We start from the raw sequence: 22,749 nt of genomic DNA on the forward strand, positions 1-22,749 counted from the left end.
AAAGCGAAGTCAAAACTTTGAGTAGGTCAAACAAACATACAATGGAGAGTTTGATCCTGGCTCAGGATGAACGCTAGCGGGAGGCCTAACACATGCAAGCCGAGCGGTAGAATATCTTCGGATATTTGAGAGCGGCGTACGGGTGAGGAACACGTGTGCAACCTGCCTTTATCTGGGAGATAGCCTTTCGAAAGAAAGATTAATATCCCATAACATATTGAATGGCATCATTTAATATTGAAAGCTCCGGCGGATAGAGATGGGCACGCGCAAGATTAGATAGTTGGTGAGGTAACGGCTCACCAAGTCTACGATCTTTAGGGGGCCTGAGAGGGTGATCCCCCACACTGGTACTGAGACACGGACCAGACTCCTACGGGAGGCAGCAGTGAGGAATATTGGACAATGGGTGAAAGCCTGATCCAGCCATCCCGCGTGAAGGATTAAGGTCCTATGGATTGTAAACTTCTTTTATACAGGGATAAACCTCTCCTCGTGAGGAGAGCTGAAGGTACTGTATGAATAAGCACCGGCTAACTCCGTGCCAGCAGCCGCGGTAATACGGAGGGTGCAAGCGTTATCCGGATTTATTGGGTTTAAAGGGTCCGTAGGCGGACCGGTAAGTCAGTGGTGAAATCCTACAGCTCAACTGTAGAACTGCCATTGATACTGTCGGTCTTGAGTGTAGTTGAGGTAGCTGGAATGAGTAGTGTAGCGGTGAAATGCATAGATATTACTCGGAACACCAATTGCGAAGGCAGGTTACCAAGTTACAACTGACGCTGATGGACGAAAGCGTGGGGAGCGAACAGGATTAGATACCCTGGTAGTCCACGCTGTAAACGATGCTAACTCGTTTTTGGATTTTCGGATTCAGAGACCAAGCGAAAGTGATAAGTTAGCCACCTGGGGAGTACGTTCGCAAGAATGAAACTCAAAGGAATTGACGGGGGCCCGCACAAGCGGTGGATTATGTGGTTTAATTCGATGATACGCGAGGAACCTTACCAAGACTTAAATGGGAATTGACAGATTTAGAAATAGATCCTTCTTCGGACAATTTTCAAGGTGCTGCATGGTTGTCGTCAGCTCGTGCCGTGAGGTGTTAGGTTAAGTCCTGCAACGAGCGCAACCCCTGTCACTAGTTGCTAACATTTAGTTGAGGACTCTAGTGAGACTGCCTACGCAAGTAGAGAGGAAGGTGGGGATGACGTCAAATCATCACGGCCCTTACGTCTTGGGCCACACACGTAATACAATGGCCGGTACAGAGGGCAGCTACACTGCGAAGTGATGCGAATCTCGAAAGCCGGTCTCAGTTCGGATTGGAGTCTGCAACTCGACTCTATGAAGCTGGAATCGCTAGTAATCGCGCATCAGCCATGGCGCGGTGAATACGTTCCCGGGCCTTGTACACACCGCCCGTCAAGCCATGGAAGTTTGGGGTACCTGAAGTCGGTGACCGTAATAGGAGCTGCCTAGGGTAAAACAAGTAACTAGGGCTAAGTCGTAACAAGGTAGCCGTACCGGAAGGTGCGGCTGGAACATCTCATTTTAGAGACAGTACGTCAGAAAAATAATTTTAGAGTACTTACTCAAAAGTTTTTCGCTTTGGTTTTTTTTAATTATTTGGTTGTTATTATTTTATTCATAAACCCCTAGGATTAGTATCAGGGAACAGAGAGATTAAGAGGCCTTTTGGTTTCTTTATAATGAAGTCTCGTAGCTCAGCTGGTTAGAGCGCTACACTGATAATGTAGAGGTCGGCAGTTCGAGCCTGCCCGAGACTACTAATTTAAGAAGGGGGAATTAGCTCAGCTGGCTAGAGCGCCTGCCTTGCACGCAGGAGGTCAAGGGTTCGACTCCCTTATTCTCCACGGTTTTTGAGACCGAGTTTAAAAGTTACGATTGGAGCCAAAAACAACAATTGTGTACTCGGATACTCAAGAAAGCGAAATAGATCATTGACATTAACGGTAAAGACATCACAAAGAGAAAACCGAGCACTTTTGAGTGCTTTAGGAAACTAAAAAAATAGGAAAGAAATCGTTAAGGGCGTATGGCGGATGCCTAGGCTTTCAGAGGCGAAGAAGGACGTGGTAAGCTGCGAAAAGCTGCGGGGATTGGCACACACGAATTGATCCGCAGATGTCCGAATGGGGCAACCCAATACATTGAAGATGTATTACTGCGTAAGCAGAGCAAACCCGGAGAACTGAAACATCTAAGTACCCGGAGGAAAAGAAATCGAAGAGATTCCGTAAGTAGTGGCGAGCGAACGCGGATTAGCCCAAAAGTTTTTATATGTTTAATAGAACGCTTTGGAAAGAGCGGCCATAGAGGGTGATAGCCCCGTATATGAAAGGCATATTTAAATGATAAATGAGTAAGGCGGGACACGAGAAATCCTGTCTGAATATGGGGGGACCATCCTCCAAGGCTAAATACTCCTGAAAGACCGATAGTGAACAAGTACTGTGAAGGAAAGGTGAAAAGCACTTCGAATAGAAGGGTGAAAGAGAACCTGAAACCGTACGCCTACAAGCGGTCGGAGCTCACAAGTTGAGTGACGGCGTGCCTTTTGCATAATGAGCCTACGAGTTAATTTTACTAGCGAGGTTAAGGACTTAAGGTCCGGAGCCGAAGCGAAAGCGAGTCTGAATAGGGCGCATAGTTAGTAGGATTAGACGCGAAACCTTGTGATCTACCCATGGGCAGGTTGAAGCTTTGGTAACACAAAGTGGAGGACCGAACCGGTTGACGTTGAAAAGTCTTCGGATGACCTGTGGGTAGGGGTGAAAGGCCAATCAAACTGGGAGATAGCTCGTACTCCCCGAAATGCATTTAGGTGCAGCGTTGATTTTAGTTTATTAGAGGTAGAGCTACTGATTGGATGCGGGGGTTTCATCGCCTACCAATTCCTGACAAACTCCGAATGCTAATAAATGATGATCAGCAGTGAGGGCATGGGTGCTAAGGTCCATGTCCGAGAGGGAAAGAACCCGGACCAACAGCTAAGGTCCCCAAATATATGCTAAGTTGAAATAACGCGGTTGGACTGCATTGACAGCTAGGATGTTGGCTTGGAAGCAGCCATTCATTTAAAGAGTGCGTAACAGCTCACTAGTCGAGCGGTCCGGCATGGATAATAATCGGGCATAAGCATATTACCGAAGCTATGGCAGTATTTATACTGGGTAGGGGAGCATTCTATCGGCGTTGAAGCAGTACTGCGAGGTATTGTGGAGCTTATAGAAAAGAAAATGTAGGCATAAGTAACGATAATGCAGGCGAGAAACCTGCACACCGAAAGACTAAGGGTTCCTCAGCCATGCTAATCAGCTGAGGGTTAGTCGGGACCTAACGCGAACCCGAAAGGGGTAGTGGATGGACAATGGGTTAATATTCCCATACTTGCTCACACTAAAAAGGGGACGGAGTGCCGTACCTGCTGGAGACTGACGGAATAGTCAAGGCCTAGCCTTCGGGCGAAGCTGCTGCAGGGAAAGTGCTTCCAAGAAAAGCCGAAGTGAAGCAACCCGTACCAAAACCGACACAGGTAGTCGAGGAGAGAATCCTAAGGTGCTCGAGTGAGTCGTGGCTAAGGAACTAGGCAAAATAGTCTCGTAACTTCGGAAGAAGGGACGCCTCCCTCAGGGGAGGCCTCAGTAAAGAGGCCCAGGCGACTGTTTATCAAAAACACAGGACTCTGCTAAATCGAAAGATGCTGTATAGGGTCTGACACCTGCCCGGTGCTGGAAGGTTAAGGAAGGAAGTTAGCGTAAGCGAAGCTTTTAACTGAAGCCCCAGTAAACGGCGGCCGTAACTATAACGGTCCTAAGGTAGCGAAATTCCTTGTCGGGTAAGTTCCGACCTGCACGAATGGTGTAACGATCTGGGCACTGTCTCAGCCACGAGCTCGGTGAAATTGTAGTATCGGTGAAGATGCCGATTACCCGCAATGGGACGAAAAGACCCTGTGAACCTTTACTATAACTTCGTATTGACTTTGAGTAAGCAATGTGTAGGATAGGTGGGAGACTTTGAAGCTGGCACGCTAGTGTCGGTGGAGTCATTGTTGAAATACCACCCTTTGCTTACTTGGAGCCTAACTTCGAAAGAAGGACACTGCGTGGTGGGTAGTTTGACTGGGGTGGTCGCCTCCAAAAGAGTAACGGAGGCTTTCAAAGGTACCCTCAGCACGCTTGGTAACCGTGCGTAGAGTGTAATGGCATAAGGGTGCTTGACTGTGAGACCTACAAGTCGATCAGGTGCGAAAGCAGGACATAGTGATCCGGTGGTTCCGTATGGAAGGGCCATCGCTCATAGGATAAAAGGTACTCCGGGGATAACAGGCTAGTCTCCCCCAAGAGCTCACATCGACGGGGAGGTTCGGCACCTCGATGTCGGCTCGTCACATCCTGGGGCTGGAGAAGGTCCCAAGGGTTGGGCTGTTCGCCCATTAAAGTGGCACGCGAGCTGGGTTCAGAACGTCGTGAGACAGTTCGGTCTCTATCTATTGCGGGCGTTAGATGTTTGAGAGGGCTTGAATCTAGTACGAGAGGACCGATTTGAACAAACCTCTGGTGTATCTGTTGTGCCGCCAGGCGCACCGCAGAGTAGCTACGTTTGGTACGGATAAGCACTGAAAGCATATAAGTGCGAAACCTGCCTCAAGATGAGACATCTTTTAAGGGTCGTTGGAGATGACGACGTTGATAGGCTACAGGTGTAAAGCTGGCAACAGCATAGCCGAGTAGTACTAATTACCCGTAGATTTATAGCCTATTTGGTCACTCAAAAGTGCAAGAAAGGTTTTTTCTTTGTGAGCGTTTTTATCGCTTTAATAAGGCTGACTTCATTTATCACACATAAATGGAGACAACCTACAATATTTAGGGTGGTTTTAGCAGAGGGGCTCACCTGTTCCCATTCCGAACACAGAAGTTAAGCCCTCTAGCGCCGATGGTACTGCTAACGCGGGAGAGTAGGTCGCCGCCAGTTTTTTTTTTGAATCCTCAATCACATTGTGATTGGGGATTTTTTTATGCCCTTACTTCTCGAATACAGAAGATAAGAACCCCTAAACCAACAAGGGATCTAGTCCCTATGCTCCCATACACAACAAAAAAAGCATCCGAGAAGGGATGCTTTTGTGGGTTTAAAGGGTGAATTCTAATCGCTAGGTTAGACTTGTAGCACCCCCATGTTAAAGGATTCTTGTATAGGCGCTCTATTGGCCGCTTCAATTCCCATTGAAATCCACTTTCGTGTATCTTCGGGGTTGATGATTGCATCGGTCCATAGCCTTGCTGCAGCATAGGTGGCTTTTGTTTGTTGTTCGTAGCGCTTTGAAATCGAATCTAGAATTTCATTTTGTTTCTCTTCTGTGATTTCAATGCCTTGTTTTTTAAGGGTAGAAGCTTCGATTTGAGCTAGAACTTTCGCAGCTTGGGATCCTCCCATGACGGCTAGATCTGCCCATGGCCATGCGACAATAAGTCGAGGATCATAAGCTTTACCACACATGGCGTAATTTCCGGCTCCGTATGAGTTTCCAGTGATCACTGTGAATTTTGGAACCACGCTATTGGCTACTGCATTGACCATTTTTGCTCCGTCTTTGATGATTCCTCCATGTTCAGATTTTGATCCGACCATAAAACCTGTGACATCTTGAATGAAGAGCAGTGGGATTTTACGTTGATTGCAATTCGCGATAAAGCGCGTGGCTTTGTCCGCGGAGTCAGAGTAAATGACTCCTCCAAATTGGGTTTCCCCTTTGCCGTTTTTGACAAGTTTTCTTTGATTGGCTACAATGCCTACAGCCCAGCCATCAATTCTGGCGGTTGCACAGATGATCGTTTTTCCATAATCAGGTTTGTATTCTTGTAGGGTGTCTTTGTCTGTTAGACAACTTAGAATGTCAAATGTATCGTACTGTTCGGTCCTTAAATTCGGCATGATACCAAATAGATCGCTTGGATTTCGACTAGGCGATTGAGGTTCAATTCGATCGAAACCTGCCTTTTGAGATTCGCCAAGAGTCCCCATAATGGTACGGATTCTATCTAAGGCTTCTTTGTCGTCTTTTGCTTTAAAGTCTGTGACGCCTGAGATTTCACAGTGAGTACTCGCTCCTCCTAAAGTTTCATTGTCAATAGATTCTCCGATAGCCGCTTTGACTAAGTAACTTCCTGCTAGAAAGATAGAGCCTGTTTTGTCGACAATCATGGCTTCGTCGCTCATAATAGGAAGATAGGCGCCTCCAGCAACGCAACTTCCCATAACAGCGGAGATTTGAATAATTCCCATGGAGCTCATTTTTGCATTGTTGCGAAAAATTCTTCCAAAATGTTCTTTGTCTGGGAAGATTTCATCCTGCATAGGTAAATAAACACCCGCGGAGTCGACAAGATAAATGATGGGTAGACGATTTTCCATGGCTATTTCTTGAGCCCTTAGATTCTTTTTCCCTGTGATTGGAAACCAAGCCCCTGCTTTTACTGTCGCATCGTTTGCCACAACTAGGCATTGTCGTTTTGCGACATAGCCCATTACCACGACAACGCCTCCACTTGGGCAGCCTCCACTTTCCTCGTACATCTCAAAGCCTGCAAAGGCTCCAATTTCTATGGACTTTGAATTAGGATCTAAAAGATACTCAATACGCTCACGGGCTGTCATTTTGCCTTCCGCATGTAGTTTTTCAATTCTTTTCTCGCCTCCACCCTTTTTGATATGTGCGTAAAGACGGTTGATTTCTGCCAGTACTAATTTATTTTGATCCTCTCGTTTATTGAATTCTAGGTCCATTTTAAAAATTTATTATAGCCTTAAATATAAGACTTTTCATTCAATCGAAAAAAGGCTTACATTTGTTTTCGTTTTCAAAACTTTAGGACCCATTTTGGGGTGAGGGTGCGAAGGGAGAACGATTGTATTATTTTCTAATTACATACAGAGGACGTTTTATATGAAGAATTCGGCGCTTTTTCGGTTGCACTTAATTGTGTTTTTGTGGGGGTTTACGGCAATACTTGGAAAGTTGATTCATGCCAATGCGCAAGTGCTAGTTTTTTATCGGATGCTTTTAGCTGCTGTATTTCTCTATGTGTTCTTACGAATTTTTCGTAAGCAAAGTCTTTCCATCTCAAAAAAATTATTCTTTCAATTGGCGAGTGTAGGAACCTTCATGGGTCTGCATTGGCTCTTTTTCTTCTACTCGATTAAAGTATCCAATGTCTCCATTGCCTTAAGTTGTTTATCCCTCTCCACACTTTTTGCTGCGCTACTAGAGCCTCTTGTATTTAAACGAAAGATGGATCTTTCAGAAATAATAATGGGGGTGGTTATTGTGGCGTGTATGTATCTTATTTTCAGTACAGAGTTTCAGTACAAAGAAGGAATTTTCTTTGGGATCTTGACCGCTCTCTTTGGAACTATCTTTTCGGTCTTTAATGGAAAGCTCTACGGGAAGACTTCCTCCGGGAATATTATTTTCTATGAGATCCTGTGCGGATGGGCTGTGTTGTCTGTCATTTTTCTCTTTACGGGACAACTGGGTGATATGGGTAATATTTCTACACGTGATTTGATATTGGTTACCATTTTGGCCGGTTTCTTTACAGCCTTTCCTATGTTTGAGTCCATTAAGTTAATGAAGTATATTACTCCTTTTACTCTGGTATTAACTGTGAATTTGGAACCTGTTTATGGGATTATTTTAGCTTATTTCATTTTTGGTGATTCAGAACATATGAGCCCTATCTTTTATGTCGCATCGCTTGTTATGATTTTATCCATCGTGGTCAATGGCATCATAAAGACCCGAAGAACCCTTAAGCTGGCTAAGCAAAACGACAGCGAACTGCTAGAATCGTAAAGGTTTGGTAGGGGCATCCTAAACTTTATAAGGGATTTTGCGATGCCGTTTTAAATGAAATGACTTACCCTAGATTCAGTTTTTTTTTCTAAATTTGGATTTAAACCCTTGATGTTATGAAAATTCTTCTTTCTTTAAGTTTTGTATTTCTTAGTTTGCTTCTTGGAGCTCAAAACTTAGCGGACTATAAATACGTATATGTACCTGTGAAATTCAACGATTTCAAAACAAACAATGCTTATAATTTAAACAAGATTTTACAAAGTAAACTTGAGGATAAAAACTATAGTACTTCTCAGGAGGAGCCCTCAAATTGGGCAGCTCAGATTGGAAATGATCTGTGCCAAGTTGTATCTGCAGAGCTTGTGGATACAAGCAATATGTTTAGAAACAAAGTGAGGTTAGAGTTTAAAGATTGCAACGGCAAAGTTGTAAGTTCATTTAAGGCGGAATCTCGCATTAAAGAATTCCATGAAGGATTTCAAGATGCACTTTTGCAAGCCATTGCTCAAGTGCCCGTATCGACAGGAAATGGTGTGACTATTACACCTTCTAGTCCTACTGTGAAAGAAGTGGTAAAGGAAACGCCTCAACAGGTGATTGTGGAGCAAAAGCAGGTGGCCTCCGCCCCTGCGAAAGCTAAAGAGACTACGAGCACTGTAGTGGTTGAAACGACCCAAACGAAAGTAGAAGCTAGTTCTGGATTCCAAGTATTTACTTGGAAAGGCGTGGACTACACAAAAGTGAATCTTGGAGCTGGCCATTTTATTTTAACCCAGCCAAAAAATACGGAGCCTTTTGCGGATTTTAAGGAGTCTGCTAGAAAAGGTATTTACCACGTAACTCTAGGGGATTCTTCCACGGCTATAGGATATAGCGAAGGGGAGAATTTCGTGATAGAGATGCGCGATTCTAAAGGCAATTTCACAAAAGAAGTTTTTGTAGGGAAGTAAAAAACTCTTTAGGATTCATTCGGGTGAAAATAACGCCAGACAAGGGATGCCTTTTGTTTTCCTACGATCGATTCTAAGGTCTGTTGAGAAGCTTCCTTAACCCGTTTTACGGACTTTAAAGACTGAAGCAATTGCAAGGTTGTTTTCTCTCCCACGCCTTTAATTTGATCGAGTTCGGTCAAAATGGTGGAGTTCTTGCGACGAGTTCGATGATGTTTCACCCCGAATCGGTGAGATTCGTCACGAACACGTTGCAAAACCTTTAGGGTTTCTGATTTTTTATCCAAATACAAAGGCACAGGATCGTGCGGGAAGTAAATTTCTTCAAGTCTTTTTGCAATCCCAATCACGGTAATTTTGTGGCTGATTCCAAGCAGAGAAAGACTTTTCATAGCAGAGGATAGTTGGCCTTTGCCTCCATCAATTAGGATGAGCTGCGGCAAACTTTGCCCCTCATCCAAAAGCCGTTTGTATCGTCTGTAAACCACTTCTTCCATGGTGGCATAATCGTCAGGACCTTCCACAGTTTTAGGATGAAAAATTCGATAGTCTGCTTTGCTGGGCTTTCCGTCTTTGAATACAACACAGGCAGAAACGGGATTCGTTCCTTGAATGTTGGAGTTGTCAAACCCCTCGATATGACGGGGTTCTTGCGGCATTTTCAAGAGCTTTTGCATCTCAGCCATGATCCGATCAGTATGGCGCTGGGGATCGACAATTTGCACTTGCTTAAGTTTCTCCACCCGGTATTCTTTTGCATTTTTTTCCGAGAGCTCAACAAGTCGTTTTTTATCTCCTACCTTGGGTACAATTAATTTGATGCCCGGAAACTCAACTCCAAGATGAAACGGCAAATAGATTTCTTTGGAATCAGACTTAAATCGTTTTCGAATTTCAATGATTGCTTCTTCTAATATTTCTTCGTCTGGTTCTTCAAGTACTTTTTTGATCTCCGTGGTATAGCTTTGAATAATGTTTCCATTTTTAATTTTAAAATAGTTGACAAAGGCTTCGCTTTGGTCACTAATTATGGCAAAAACATCCACATCATCAATGTGTGGATTGACTACCGTGTGCTTAGCCTGATAGTCTTCAAGTTGGTCAAGACGATCTTTGACCAATTGGGCGCTTTCAAATTCTAGATTTTGCGCAAATCCGATCATCTCTTGCCGGAGGTAGTCTTTTGCTTTTCGGAAATCTCCTTTTACGATGCCGCGAATGGCCTCAATTTTTTCGTCGTAACTTTCTTTAGACTCAAGCCCTTCGCAGGGTCCTTTGCAGTTCTTGATATGGTATTCTAGGCAAACTCGGTATTTTCCTTCTGCAACCTTTTCTGGAGAAAGATTGAGACTGCAGGAACGAATTTGATAGAGATTTTTAATCGTGTCCAATAGTACTTTTGCAGGACGAACCTTGGCGTAAGGTCCATAATACTCGGATCCGTCTTTAATGCGATTCCTTGTCAGGAATACTCGAGGGAACTCTTCGTTTTTTATGCAAATCCAAGGGTAGGTCTTATCGTCCTTCATTAGGACGTTGTAAATAGGACGATGCTCTTTAATGAGGTTGTTTTCTAAAAGTAGCGCATCGTATTCACTCGGAACGATTGTGGTTTCTAAACGGTGAATCTTCCCCACCATGATTTTCGTTCGATATCCGGATAGAGTCTTGTTAAAATAGGAGAGTACTCTTTTTTTTAAGTTCTTCGCTTTGCCTACATACAAGAGTTGGTCGTTTACGTCGTAATAACGGTAAACACCTGGGTCTGTCGGTAGGGTCTTAAGTTGTAATTCTAATGCGCTGTCCACCCTACAAAAGTACTAATTTCAAGTGGATATCCTTCGCTTTGTGGGGAGTTGTGTTTCCAGCTTGAGAAAAAAGGAAGTAGGATTTTATAAGCCTTGGGATTGCGCTAATTTCATTTAGCTAGGAGGATGCAAGTTTTAAGAAAAGTTGTAAATTAGTCAAAAATTACCCTATGATATACGGAACCGATATCCTTTCCTTAGAGGATGTACTTGCCATTGCAGAGAAACCGAAATTGGCGAAGCTAAATAAGGCGGCTAAAGAAAGAATTCTCGCTTCAGAAAAGAATGTGCGAAAAATTGTAGAGTCCGATCAAACGGTCTACGGAATAAATACCGGATTTGGTCCCTTGTGCGATGTGAAAATATCAGACGAAGAAACGGCTCAACTTCAATATAATTTAATTATTTCCCACGCCGTAGGCGTAGGAAAGCCGATCGATAAAAGATTATCAAAACTGATGATGATTTCGAAGATTCATGCTCTTTCCAAAGGATATTCGGGGGTGAGTTTGAAGATGATTGAGCGTCTGATTCTAATGGTGGAGAAAGATTTAATCCCCGTGGTGCCAGAACAAGGATCGGTAGGAGCCTCCGGTGATTTGGCTCCTTTGTCTCATATGGTGCTTCCCCTTTTGGGACTGGGCGAAATTTGGGAAAATGGGGTGCCTGTGGAGAGTGCAAAGGTTTTAAAGAAGCATAAACTAGAACCATTGGATTTGGGGCCAAAAGAAGGGCTAGGACTTATCAACGGGACCCAGTTCATTCTTGCTCATACTCTTGTGGGCTTAGAAAACATGGCTTACTTACTAGATCTTGCAGATCTTGCAGCTGCCATGTCACTTGAAGCCTACCGAGGTTCTGCAAGTCCCTTCAAAAAAGAACTCCATGAGATAAGACCTTTTGCAGGAAGTAAGAAAGTAGCGCAAAGAATGGTCAAATTCTTGAAAAATTCAGATAACCTTAAGGCCCACGAATTCTGTGATCGAGTGCAAGATCCTTATTCTATGCGTTGCGTACCTCAGGTACATGGTGCTTCTAGAAATGCATTTGAACATTTGAAACAATTGGCTGAGATCGAATTGAATTCTGTGACTGACAATCCGATTGTCCTTAGTGCAGAGGAAAGTGTTTCAGGTGGAAATTTCCATGGGCAATTGCTTGCCATGCCCCTTGATTATGCCACCCTTGCTGCAGCAGAATTAGGGAATATTTCAGACAGACGTTCCTATTTGCTTTTAGAAGGGAAATTTGGGCTTCCAAGGTTATTAGCGGAAAGCTCGGGACTAAATTCAGGGTTTATGATTCCACAGTATACCTCGGCAGCGCTTGTGAGTGAAAATAAATCCCTTTGTTTCCCTGCTTCAGCAGACAGTATTCCGACCAGTTTAGGTCAGGAGGACCACGTTTCCATGGGAAGTATTTCAGGACGAAAATTCAACCAAGTTCTTGAGAATCTTGTGTCCATATTGGCCGTTGAATTAATGTTCGCAGCGCAAGGACTTGAGTTTAGACGCCCTGCAAAATGTTCAAAAATTGTAGAAAAGAATTACGATCTAATTCGTACGCAAGTGGACAAATTAGAAGACGATCGACTCATAGGGAAGGACATTCTGTCCATCGCTACTTTGATTCGAGAAAGAAAATTCCAAGTGAATTAATCGCTTAATAATTTCCAATTTTAACGCTTGTCATACTTAGGCTTCCGCCTATGAGCTCATCGTTAAATAGGGAAATTGCCTCTTTTTTGCCTTTAAGACCTAAGGAGTAAATGAGGGGTAAATAATGATCCGGACTTGGCACTGCATATTGAATGGCGGTGCCTTGTTTTTGATAGGAAATCAGGGGATCAAAATTCCCATCCAAAATCCATTCGTTTGTTTTTTGATGGGCCTCAATAGCCCAATCCCAGCCCGCTCCCACGGTGTTGATGTTTCGCCAATCGATTAGGCGTAAATTATGAACAATGTTGCCACTTCCTATAATCAAAATCCCGCTATTTCTTAATTTGGAGAGTCTTTGGGCTAAATCAAAATGGTAAGCTGCATCTTTTGTATAATCAATGCTCAACTGGATCACAGGGATGTCTGCCTCAGGGTACATGTGACGAAGTACACTCCACGCCCCATGGTCGAGTCCCCAGGATTCGTCTAACTGCACAGAGGCAGGAAGAAGTAGTTCCTTGGTTTGTTCCGCTAAAGCGGGACTTCCCTTCGCGGGATATTGTACGTCAAATAAAGCTTGTGGAAACCCTCCAAAATCGTGAATGGTTTTGGGTAGTTCCATGGCCGTGACGAAGGTTCCCTTTGTAAACCAATGTGCTGAAATGCATAAAATTGCTTTGGGTGTTGGGATTTCACTTGCTACTTGACGAAACCCTTGCACAAATTGATTCTCTTCGATTGCGTTCATAGGGGATCCATGCCCTAGAAAAAGGACGGGCATTTGCTCGGTTGGTTTGAAATCGGAAGCAAGGCGCTCCAGGTCTTGTAAATTCATAAGGCAAGATTTAAAAATGAAAAGAGTTCATCTTGTGGTCACACAGATGAACTCCAAAAACTATACTATGAAAAATTTATGCTTTCACGAACTGTAGTTCTCCTGCGATTTTCACGTCGTCACTGACCATAACGCCTCCTGCTTCTAAGGCAGCGTTCCAGTTAAGACCAAATTCGCTTCTTTTGATTTTTCCATCAAAGGAGAAACCTGCTTTTGTATTCCCCCAAGGGTCTACACTTACTCCTCCAAATTCTACGTCAAGAGAAACAGGTTTTGTAACTCCGTTAATGGTTAATTCTCCAGTCACTTCGTCATTCAACTTGTTGGTTTGGAATGTGATGGTTGGGAATTGTTCTGCGTTGAAGAAATCAGCACTCTTTAAGTGAGTGTCACGGTCTGGACTCTTGGTGTTAACGGAGTCCGTTTTGATTTCTGCTTTTGCATTTACATTTTTAAATTGATCGTCTTCGCTTTCTAGCTCCACGTTAAAATCTGTAAATTGTCCTTTCACGTTTGAAATCATAAGGTGTCTTACTTTAAAAGTGATTTCACTGTGTGCAGGGTCTAGGTTCCATTTTGTTGACATAATAATATTTTTTAATTGTTAATGTGTATTTTGATAGTGCAAAGATACCTTGCGAACTACCTTCGGTGCATTGATGTAAGATAAGAAACTAAAGTTAAGGGATTTTATTTTCGATTTGCAATTTGGAATGTCAAAGTTTTGTTAAATTCTATATCGGAGAAGGTATTAAGTAGGAATTTGTTTATTTGATAGGGGGAGGAACCAGAAATTGAGTGGAGTCCTTATATCCCTAAAGACAAAGGAATACTCTAATGGAGCTCACCTTATGGGAAAATCCTGAAACTAGAGTTTGCTCGATCTTGCTAAGAGAATAAATCTTGCCTTCCCAAGATTCGATCGTTCCAGGGTGGGGTGCTTACAGGATTTTATTTTCAAAAGGGTATGAATAAAGCTGCCTACAAACTGGCTCAAAGCAAGGCTCGATAGGTATATTTCATTATCTTTGCCTTGAATCCGATGGAGATTTACTTAAATAGATACGGCATTTAACAGCCGCGAGAAATACCAAAACATACCATGATGCACAAGCCCATTGAAGGATTTTCAAGACTCAGCAAATCCCAAAAAATAGAGTGGATTGTCCAAGAATACTTAAACGGAGACTCTCGTTATGAAGAGGTCTTAACGCAATATTGGAACCCGGATGGGGACCTTCAAAAACTACACGAGGAGTTTTCGGAAAATACACTTACGAATTTTTACATGCCTTATGGAATCGCACCCAATTTTTTGATTGATGGGAAGCTTTTTGCATTGCCGATGGCCGTAGAAGAAAGTTCCGTCGTAGCGGCCGCTTCGAAAGCAGCCAAATTCTGGCTTCAAAAGGGTGGGTTCAAGACCACGATTGTGAACACCAAAAAATTAGGTCACACTCATTTCATTTTTAAAGCCGAAACCCATAAGATTAAGCATTTTTTCAATTTTAGATTGAAGAAGAAACTCTTTGAAGCCACTGAGGCCATTACTTACAATATGCGAGCGCGAGGAGGGGGGATTCTCAACATTCGATTGGTCGATAAGACCGCAGATATGGAGAATTACTACCAGATCAAAGCAAGTTTTGATACCGTGGATTCCATGGGGGCCAATTTTATTAATTCTTGCCTAGAGCAGTTTGGAAAAACACTCCGAGAAGAAGTGCAAAACGAGGAGAGCTTTACGAGCGAAGAAAAAGAATCCCTTCAAGTGGTTATGAATATTCTTTCGAACTACACACCGGATTGTCTGGTACGGGCTGAAGTAAGCTGTCCAATCGATGAAATCAACGACGATAGTGGAATTTCCAACGAAGAGTTTGCGTGGAAATTTAAGCAGGCGGTTACCATTGCCGAGTTAGAACCCTTTCGGGCGACCACTCATAACAAGGGGATTATGAACGGGGTGGATGCCGTGGTCATTGCCACTGGAAATGATTTCCGAGCCACGGAAGCTTGTGCACATGCCTACGCTGCAAGGGACGGTCAGTACCGATCGCTTTCCCACTGCACCGTCGAGGACGGAGTTTTTCGATTTTGGATCGATTTGCCCGTTTCTGTAGGCGTTGTAGGAGGGCTTACAAATTTGCATCCTTTAGTGAAGTTTTCCTTTGCGCTGCTTGGAAAACCCTCTGCACAGGAGCTAATGAGTATCTTAGCGGTCTCTGGACTTGCGCAGAATTTTGGAGCTTTACGCTCGCTAATTACTACTGGAATTCAAAAAGGACATATGAAGATGCACCTTTTTAATATTTTGAACCAGCTGAATGCAACGCAGGAGGAGAAAGACTATTTCGTAACTTATTTTAAGACCAAAACCGTGACCCACCACGAAGTGATTTCCCAATTGAACCAATTGCGAGGGATTACAGAATAATAGAATTTTAGCAGAACACAATAAAATTAAATCTGAAATATTATGAAAACAGCAACCCTAGTGATCGGTGCAATTTATGGACTCCTGTCTGTAATCCTTGGCGCATTTGGTGCCCATGCCTTTCGCAAGATCTTATCTGTAGAAAAATTAGCTAGTTTTGAGACTGGAGTTCGGTACCAAATGTATGCGGCTTTTTTCCTACTTGTCGTCGGTTTTATTTTGAAGTTCGACACGGGTGTGGACAAATGGATCTCTTGGTTCATGATCTTAGGAACTCTACTTTTCTCTTTTAGCATCTATGCCCTAAGTTTTCAAGAATATTGGGGGGTGAATTTGAAATTCTTAGGACCAATTACTCCGCTTGGAGGATTGTTTATGATTCTCAGCTGGGGACTTTTAATCTATCATTTTTTGAAAGTAAAACTTTAGAAAGAGTTGTTTTACGAGTGGGACACACTTAGGAAATTTCTATTCCTTTGTGCTTTTTACCCGTCGGAATTTGCAGGGGTAAAAAAATCTATTTTTCCCTCGCGCCAACTCTTAACTTTTTCGTAAATTTGTGCGACTTAAGAATTTAAATCTAATTAAAATATTATGAATCTTCACGAGTATCAGTCTAAAGAGATTTTAGCAAAGTATGGCGTTGCAATTCAGCGCGGTTTTGTGGCAGACAATGTCGAGCAAGCTCTAGACGCTGCAGGTAAACTTAAAGAAATGAACGGCAACGAAGGCTGGGTTGTTAAGGCTCAAGTTCACGCTGGCGGACGTGGAAAAGGTGGCGGTGTTAAGTTTTCCCCTAACTTGGAGAAACTTAAAGAAAATGCACAGAATATTCTAGGCATGCAGCTTGTGACTCCACAAACTTCAGCCGAAGGAAAATTAGTAAACGCAGTGCTAGTCGCAGAAGACGTTTATTATCCAGGCGAGACGGAAACCAAAGAGTTTTACGTTTCCATCCTTTTAGACAGAGCTCAAGGCAAGAACACAGTGGTTTATTCTACCGAAGGGGGAATGGATATTGAACAAGTTGCGGAAGAGACTCCTCATTTAATTCACAAAGAAATCGTAGATCCAGCTTTAGGTCTTCAAGGGTTCCAGGCTCGTAAGATTGCCTTCAACCTCGGTCTAGAAGGAAATGCGTTCAAAGAATTTGTGAAATTCATCTCTAGCCTATACAATGCGTATGTAGGTATCGACGCTTCTTTGTTTGAAATCAACCCGGTTTTAAAAACCTCAGACAATAAAATCATTGCAGTCGATGCAAAAGTGACTTTGGATGACAATTCTTTGTTCCGTCATAAAGACTTAGCGGAATTAAGAGACAAGAGAGAAGAAGATCCAATGGACGTAGAAGCAGGCGAAGCAGGACTTAACTTCGTTAAATTAGACGGAGACGTTGCTTGTATGGTGAACGGTGCAGGTCTAGCCATGGCGACCATGGACATTATTAAACTTTCAGGCGGTAACCCTGCAAACTTCCTAGATGTTGGGGGGACAGCCGATGCTGCAAGAGTGAAAATCGCTTTTGATATCATCCTTAAAGATCCAAACGTAAAAGCAATTCTTATCAATATTTTCGGAGGTATCGTACGATGCGACCGTGTTGCACAAGGAGTTGTGGATGCTTACAAAGCAATCGGAGAATTCCCAGTTCCACTAATCGTAAGATTGCAAGGAACCAATGCAGAAGAAGCGAAACAATTAATTGACCAGGCGGGTCTACCTATTCACTCTGCAATTACCCTTGAAGAAGCGGCAAACAAAGTGAAAGAAGTTCTTGCGAAGTAAGAAGCAGAAACTCTATTATAAAAAGCGGCCTTCCAATTTTGGAAGGCCGCTTTTTTGATTTAAATCTTGAATGTTAGCTAATGTAAGGAAGCCCTGGGATGGAAGTTTCAATCCCTTCCTCATCCAGGCGTTTTTTAAGTTTTAAAATGGATTCACTTTTCACATTTAATATACTCTCTCCCTTCTTCATGGTAAAGCGAACCTCAATGCTATAGATTCCAAGTCGCTGGTCCATGACAAAGACATCAATGTTTTTATTGGTGTCGACAAACGTGAATTTCTTTGTTTCGTCCAAAAGAGATTGTTTTGCTTTTTGTAAATCTTGGGTATTAGGAATTTCAAGTCCAATCGAAAGGACCCTGTATTCCGAGGCGCTATAGTTGACAAACGGAGCGCTAAAGATTAATTGGTTAGGGATGTATACTTTGCGTCCATCGTCCGCAATGAGTTTCGTGGTCAGAAATCCGATTTCCACAACGGTTCCCGATATTCCGTTAATTGTGACGTAGTCTCCAATCTTAAAAGCCTTGTCTATGTTGACTAGCATTCCCGAGAACATGGACGAGACGATGTCTTTAAGTGCGACCCCTGCAATAATCCCGGCAACCCCTAAACTTCCTAGAAGTTTCATGAAAAAGCCATTGAGTCCCATGATTTCTAAGGTGATAAAGGTCGCAATCAGTAAAATGAAGAAACGAAAAACTCCCACTAAACTGACGATTGTATCTTTGTCACGGGTGCGTGGAAAGAGTTTGTGCACCACTTTCACGGTAACTTTTGCAAAGTACTTACTTCCGAAAGCAAAAATGGAAAACACAACGATTCCTACAATTAGATTGGGTGTGAATTCTGCGAATCGGATGCGCCAGTCTTCTAACACGTGGTACACAAGTTCAATATAGGCTTTGCTTTCTTCCATAAGAGTAATTAAATATAAGAGTTCGTTAGGTTCAAAAATACATGATTTTTTGCAAATAGCAGGCCACGCTTCACTAATATAGGATCGAATTTCTTTTCGTGCTCTCGCTCGATTGAATGGGAATAAATTCCCGAACATTCTCCCCTAGGTGCCTTTTCTAGTTTTTGCGGATAAAAAGCAGCCCAATGGCAATATAGACCGCGCTAACTAGAAGATAGCTAAGGCCATTTTGGGCACTTGCAGTTCCGATCAGAACAATGGCAATACCTAATAACGCAAAGACCGCTATAATTGATTTCAAAGGTCGTTGATTGGAAATGACTCCCTCTCGAAGAAGCTTGAACAATCCCACGAACAAGGCACCGTTTACCATGTAAATGAAGGCAATCGGAATTGCAGAAAGATCATAGTTTAACTCGGTGAATATCCTATGGGTGTTGGTGAAGTAGTAAGCAAGGATATAAAGGATAATCCCTACATACGCAAAATAAGCGCTACGAACAGGCATCCCTGTTTTCGAGTTTAGTTTTCCCAAATTCAAAAATTTCTTGGAGGCTTTTAAATTATAGAATTGAAAAGGGACGCGAATTGAAGCTAGCATCAGGCCATTTGCGGTCCCTAATACGGAAATAATAATAAAGAGTTGCATGAGCCAAGAGGCGGCATTGGATCCAAATTTTTTCGAGTATTCAATGATATAGGTATCCTTATATTCCATAATGGACGCGGGGCTCATGCGCAGAACGATCCCAAGGTAGTAAAGGACATAGACTACAAGTACGAGAGAGGTTCCTATAATAAGAGCTTTTGGCAGGTTCTTTCGCGCATTTTTCACTTCCCCAGAAATTTGCGTAGCAATGTACCAACCGTCAAAGGCAAAAGCAATTGGAATGAAACTGGCCGCGACCAGCGTCCAAAAACTACTTCCGCTCGAAAACGAAGATGAGCTCGAAAGAGCGCTGACAGCAGAAACGTCTTGCGACTCCGGAAGCATGCTTAAAACGCCAAAAGAGGCAATAAGAAGGAGGGGAATTAGTTTTAAAACGGTCGTGAGTTGCTGAAAAAGTCCGCTAGATTTAGGCCGGTAGATGTTAAATCGAAAGAAGACAAAAGAACATAGGAGCCCTACTGCACTGTAATGCAAAAAACTAGGGGTAAAGGAATAGAATTCCGCAATAAAATGCGAGATGTAGATTCCTGAAACTGTAAACAAAACTGCAGTGAGCAGCGGGTAGAATAAACTGAGGTAGATCCAGCCCACAAGGGCTGAGGCTTTCGAGCCGAAGCGATACTCAACATAACTTAGGATGCCTCCATCTTTAGGAATTAACTGCGCGTAATTGGCCATCGTAATCGAGGCGAAAATCACACTGATTCCCACGATGAAAAACCCAAGGAGCCCTGCTAGGGCGCTGCCTTCTGTAGCGAATAGAACGTCGTCTACTTTAAAGAAAATTCCGGAGCCAATTACTTGACCCACCACCATGGAGATGGCGGTGAAAAGACCGTATTTTGCGACTAATTGTTTTTGATTTTCCATCGTTATTGAGTAGTCATTAGAAGTAGGTTTTAACTTAGTTCTTGGAGTTCAAGCCATCTTAATTCAATCTCCTCAAGTTCTTGGGTCAACGACTCGAGGGATTTACTGAGCGATGCAATCTCTTGGTATTCGCTCTGCGCATTTAGTTTCTCTAGCAACTGGGCTCTCTGCGATTCAATTTCGGGCATTCGCTTTTCAATATGCTTCAGCTCTTGCGATTCTTTGAAGGATAGTTTTCGTTTTGCTTCTGTGTTTTGTGGTTTTACTTCCGTGACTACAGCACTAGGCTTTGCACTTTCAACTTGTTGTTTTCTCTCCTGTTCTCTTTCACTGAGAGATTCTCTGTATTCGGAGAAGTTTCCAATATAGTCTTTGATTTTTCCATCTCCTTCAAAGGCAAGCACGTGGTCCACAATCCGATCCATGAAGTATCGGTCGTGAGAAACGATTACGAGTGTGCCTTGGAAATTCTGAAGAAAGTTCTCCAGCACACTTAAAGTAGGAAGGTCCAAATCGTTGGTCGGCTCGTCAAAGATTATGAAGTTTGGATTCTGAAATAATACCTGCATCAGGTGGAGTCTTCTTTTCTCTCCGCCCGAAAGTTTTGAAATGGGCGAGTACTGGGTTTGGTCATCGAACAGAAAGAGTCGAAGAAACTGTGAAGCGCTTATGGTTTTGCCTCCGGCAATGGGAAAGTTTTCCGAAATGTCCTTGATGTAATCAATGACGCGCTGCTCTTCGTTATAGGTAAGGCCTTTTTGAGAGAAGTAGCCGAATTTAAGTGTTTCACCCGTTTCAATTTGACCTGCGTCCATAGGTTCCAATCCTTGGATGATATTGAGCAGGGTAGATTTACCGGCTCCGTTTTTTCCGACAATACCTACTTTTTCTCCTCTTTGAAATTGATAACTGAAATCTTTAATCAAAACCTTATCCCCATAGGCTTTGTCAATGTTTTTAAGCTCTAGTATTTTCTGGCCCAATCGCTTCATTTCAAATTGAAGTTCGAGGGATTGTTTGGTGACGGCCGATTTTGCCACTTTTTGTGTGTCGTAAAAGGCATCGATTCTGGATTTTGATTTGGTCGTACGAGCCTTGGGTTGGCGTCTCATCCATTCCAGTTCCTTGCGATACAAATTATTTGCCTTATCTATAGTGGAGGAAAGGTTTTCCTCTCGAATCATTCTGTTTTCTAAATACGTAGCATAGCTGCCTTGGTGCACGTAAAGGTTTTGGTCTTCCATTTCCCAAATGGTCTCACACACGGTGTCTAAGAAATACCGGTCGTGGGTGACAAGCAAAAGGGTGATTTTCGCTTTCGAAAGATAGTTCTCGAGCCACTCGACCATCTCGACATCCAAATGGTTGGTCGGCTCGTCCATAATTAGAAGGACATGTCGGTGCTCCGCTCTGGTTTCGGTTAGAAGTTTGGCAAGTGCCACACGCTTTACTTGTCCTCCCGAAAGAGTTCCCATTTTTGCTTCGAGATGGGTGATCTTAAGTTGAGAAAGAATCTGCGTCATTTCCGATTCGAGATCCCATGCTTTGTGAATTTCCATTTCGGCAAGCGCTGCTTCCATGGCGCTAGGGTCAGACGAAAGCAAGGCCTTTTGATAATTTCGAAGCGCTAAGATGGGTTTGCTTTCTAGACTCATCATAAACTCCTCGACGCTTAGGTTGGGGTCAAAGTCTATTTCTTGGTCAAAAAGGACAATTTGAATGTCTTTCGAGATTTTAACTTCCCCCGAATCTGGGATTTCTAGACCCATCAGGATTTTCAGTAGTGTGGATTTTCCACTACCATTCTTGGCCACAATCGCAATCTTATCCCCTTCGTTAATGTGAAAGGTCAGATCTTTGAATAAAGATTTGATACCGTAGGATTTGGAGAGATTCTCCACCGAAACATAATTCATAGTGCTTTTCGCTTAATAAGGTCTAGAGCGGGCAAAAGTACGCAAATTCCTTGTCATTTCCCCTTTGCTTGCCAAGGGATAAAAAAGGCATTTCAAGGCCTTTAACTTAGGGAATTGTCAGTTCCTCCATAGACCCAAGAGAACCGTTATACACATTTAGGTCCACTTTGGTGTTAATGCCGTTTACGATTCCGTTTTCCGTGAATTGCCAAATCGACCAGGACAGACTCTCATGAGGCTGAAGCACATCGTTATAGTTGGCAAGCCAAACCGGGTACGAGGAGAAATCCTGTGCTAGGTTTTCGTTGTAATAATGGTAATAAGTGTAGAGAATAGGTTTTACCTTGTAGCGTTCCTGTACAATGTCTAAAAAGAGTTGCAGGTTTTTTTTGAGCTTTTTCTTGGAGATCTTTCGCGGTGCTTTTTCAATGTCCAGCACAGGCGCAAGGTCACCTTTTGCGAGTTGCACCGATTCTAAAAATTGTGCGGCTTGCTTAATAGGGTCTTCGTCGGGGCGATAGAAATGATAGGCCCCTCTTAATTTGTTTTGTTTCCCGGCAATTTTCCAGAATTCTTCAAAATTTTCATCTTTGCCATTCGTTCCCATCGAGGCTCTCAGGATGATGAAGTCAATGGGAATCGTTCCGTGACCAATGCTAAGACTGTCCCACTGAAAATCCTTAGGGTTTTGGTAGTGTGAAATATCAATTCCAAAGGTTTTGTCTGCGTAATGGGCGGTGATTCGCTCGATACGCTGCTGCTCACTTGGCTTGTTCTTTAGAAGTTTGTGCTCCTTAGGACGAAGATAAGTGACCACGTACAGCGTGATTTTTTCTTTAAGCATATATCCCGTTCCTAAGAGAAGTGCAGCAAAAAGCATTAGCAAAATTTTGCTTCTTGCATTCCGTCTGTGTTTTCGACGACTGTGGAGGGATCGAGATTTGGATTTAGGGTTCTTTTTTTTCGCCATGGAATTGCAAAATTAAGTTATTTTGAGAGGGGATTTG

General features: G+C 43.0%; 14 protein-coding genes, 2 tRNA genes and 3 rRNA genes. 11 read left to right on the forward strand and 8 right to left on the reverse strand.

The window, feature by feature from the left end; translation table 11 throughout:
- The first annotated feature begins 38 nt into the window (after nucleotides 1-38).
- From AC3IRX_RS09370 to rrf, 5 genes are all read left to right on the forward strand, one after another.
- Nucleotides 39-1,555 (forward strand): 16S ribosomal RNA (locus tag AC3IRX_RS09370).
- A 161-nt stretch (nucleotides 1,556-1,716) separates the two neighbouring features.
- Nucleotides 1,717-1,790, forward strand: a tRNA-Ile gene (locus tag AC3IRX_RS09375).
- A 13-nt stretch (nucleotides 1,791-1,803) separates the two neighbouring features.
- Nucleotides 1,804-1,877, forward strand: a tRNA-Ala gene (locus tag AC3IRX_RS09380).
- A gap of 162 nt (nucleotides 1,878-2,039) precedes the next feature.
- Nucleotides 2,040-4,786 (forward strand): 23S ribosomal RNA (locus tag AC3IRX_RS09385).
- Nucleotides 4,787-4,896: 110 nt separating this feature from the next.
- Nucleotides 4,897-5,004: ribosomal RNA gene (gene rrf / locus AC3IRX_RS09390) — 5S ribosomal RNA — on the forward strand.
- The 16S, 23S and 5S rRNA genes sit together here with 2 tRNA genes alongside, the layout of an rRNA operon.
- 183 nt (nucleotides 5,005-5,187) lie before the next feature.
- On the opposite strand, the gene AC3IRX_RS09395 is transcribed toward rrf, so the two are convergent.
- Nucleotides 5,188-6,816 (reverse strand): acyl-CoA carboxylase subunit beta, encoded by a 1,629-nt coding sequence (locus AC3IRX_RS09395; RefSeq protein WP_489209944.1) that lies wholly within the window; start codon nucleotides 6,814-6,816, stop codon nucleotides 5,188-5,190.
- A 160-nt stretch (nucleotides 6,817-6,976) separates the two neighbouring features.
- On the opposite strand from AC3IRX_RS09395, the gene AC3IRX_RS09400 reads away from it, so the two are divergent.
- Nucleotides 6,977-7,885, forward strand: coding sequence for a DMT family transporter (locus AC3IRX_RS09400; protein WP_489209945.1), 909 nt, complete (start codon nucleotides 6,977-6,979; stop codon nucleotides 7,883-7,885).
- Between the two features lie 116 nt (nucleotides 7,886-8,001).
- Entirely contained in the window at nucleotides 8,002-8,838 is an 837-nt protein-coding gene (locus AC3IRX_RS09405) for a hypothetical protein (RefSeq protein ID WP_489209947.1), read from the forward strand.
- A gap of 8 nt (nucleotides 8,839-8,846) precedes the next feature.
- On the opposite strand, the gene uvrC is transcribed toward AC3IRX_RS09405, so the two are convergent.
- Nucleotides 8,847-10,646, reverse strand: coding sequence for an excinuclease ABC subunit UvrC (gene uvrC, locus AC3IRX_RS09410; RefSeq protein WP_489209949.1), 1,800 nt, complete (start codon nucleotides 10,644-10,646; stop codon nucleotides 8,847-8,849).
- Between the two features lie 170 nt (nucleotides 10,647-10,816).
- On the opposite strand from uvrC, the gene hutH reads away from it, so the two are divergent.
- Nucleotides 10,817-12,304, forward strand: a complete 1,488-nt coding sequence (gene hutH / locus AC3IRX_RS09415; protein WP_489209951.1) for a histidine ammonia-lyase — start codon at nucleotides 10,817-10,819, stop codon at nucleotides 12,302-12,304.
- A gap of 4 nt (nucleotides 12,305-12,308) precedes the next feature.
- On the opposite strand, the gene ygiD is transcribed toward hutH, so the two are convergent.
- Together ygiD and AC3IRX_RS09425 are read right to left on the reverse strand one after the other, a co-directional pair.
- Complete coding sequence (gene ygiD / locus AC3IRX_RS09420; protein ID WP_489209953.1) at nucleotides 12,309-13,142, reverse strand: 4,5-DOPA-extradiol-dioxygenase; 834 nt, start codon at nucleotides 13,140-13,142, stop codon at nucleotides 12,309-12,311.
- Nucleotides 13,143-13,218: 76 nt separating this feature from the next.
- Nucleotides 13,219-13,728 carry a YceI family protein gene (locus AC3IRX_RS09425; protein ID WP_489209955.1) on the reverse strand — a complete coding sequence of 170 codons (510 nt, stop codon included), beginning with the start codon at nucleotides 13,726-13,728 and terminating at the stop codon, nucleotides 13,219-13,221.
- Between the two features lie 516 nt (nucleotides 13,729-14,244).
- Here AC3IRX_RS09425 and AC3IRX_RS09430 point away from each other — a divergent pair.
- The 3 genes from AC3IRX_RS09430 (at nucleotide 14,245) to sucC (ending at nucleotide 17,367) form a co-directional block, all read left to right on the forward strand.
- Complete coding sequence (locus AC3IRX_RS09430) at nucleotides 14,245-15,579, forward strand: hydroxymethylglutaryl-CoA reductase, degradative (protein WP_489209957.1); 1,335 nt, start codon at nucleotides 14,245-14,247, stop codon at nucleotides 15,577-15,579.
- A 42-nt stretch (nucleotides 15,580-15,621) separates the two neighbouring features.
- A complete protein-coding gene (locus AC3IRX_RS09435; protein ID WP_459084420.1) occupies nucleotides 15,622-16,008 on the forward strand; it encodes a DUF423 domain-containing protein in 387 nt (128 codons plus the stop codon).
- Between the two features lie 165 nt (nucleotides 16,009-16,173).
- Nucleotides 16,174-17,367, forward strand: coding sequence for an ADP-forming succinate--CoA ligase subunit beta (gene sucC / locus AC3IRX_RS09440; protein ID WP_489209958.1), 1,194 nt, complete (start codon nucleotides 16,174-16,176; stop codon nucleotides 17,365-17,367).
- A 73-nt stretch (nucleotides 17,368-17,440) separates the two neighbouring features.
- Here sucC and AC3IRX_RS09445 read toward each other — a convergent pair whose 3' ends face one another.
- The 4 genes from AC3IRX_RS09445 to AC3IRX_RS09460 all read right to left on the reverse strand — a co-directional run bounded on the left by AC3IRX_RS09445 (nucleotide 17,441) and on the right by AC3IRX_RS09460 (nucleotide 22,712).
- On the reverse strand, nucleotides 17,441-18,286 hold the full coding sequence (locus AC3IRX_RS09445) for a mechanosensitive ion channel family protein (protein WP_489209960.1): 846 nt from the start codon (nucleotides 18,284-18,286) through the stop codon (nucleotides 17,441-17,443).
- A gap of 157 nt (nucleotides 18,287-18,443) precedes the next feature.
- Complete coding sequence (locus tag AC3IRX_RS09450; protein WP_489209962.1) at nucleotides 18,444-19,826, reverse strand: APC family permease; 1,383 nt, start codon at nucleotides 19,824-19,826, stop codon at nucleotides 18,444-18,446.
- Between the two features lie 29 nt (nucleotides 19,827-19,855).
- The gene (locus AC3IRX_RS09455; RefSeq protein WP_489209964.1) at nucleotides 19,856-21,742 is read right to left on the reverse strand and encodes an ABC-F family ATP-binding cassette domain-containing protein; all 1,887 of its coding nucleotides are present in this window, start codon (nucleotides 21,740-21,742) and stop codon (nucleotides 19,856-19,858) included.
- A gap of 106 nt (nucleotides 21,743-21,848) precedes the next feature.
- On the reverse strand, nucleotides 21,849-22,712 hold the full coding sequence (locus tag AC3IRX_RS09460) for a glycoside hydrolase family 25 protein (RefSeq protein ID WP_489209965.1): 864 nt from the start codon (nucleotides 22,710-22,712) through the stop codon (nucleotides 21,849-21,851).
- Nucleotides 22,713-22,749 lie beyond the last annotated feature (37 nt).

It is taken from the genome of Epilithonimonas sp. KH_059, from assembly GCF_057838485.1.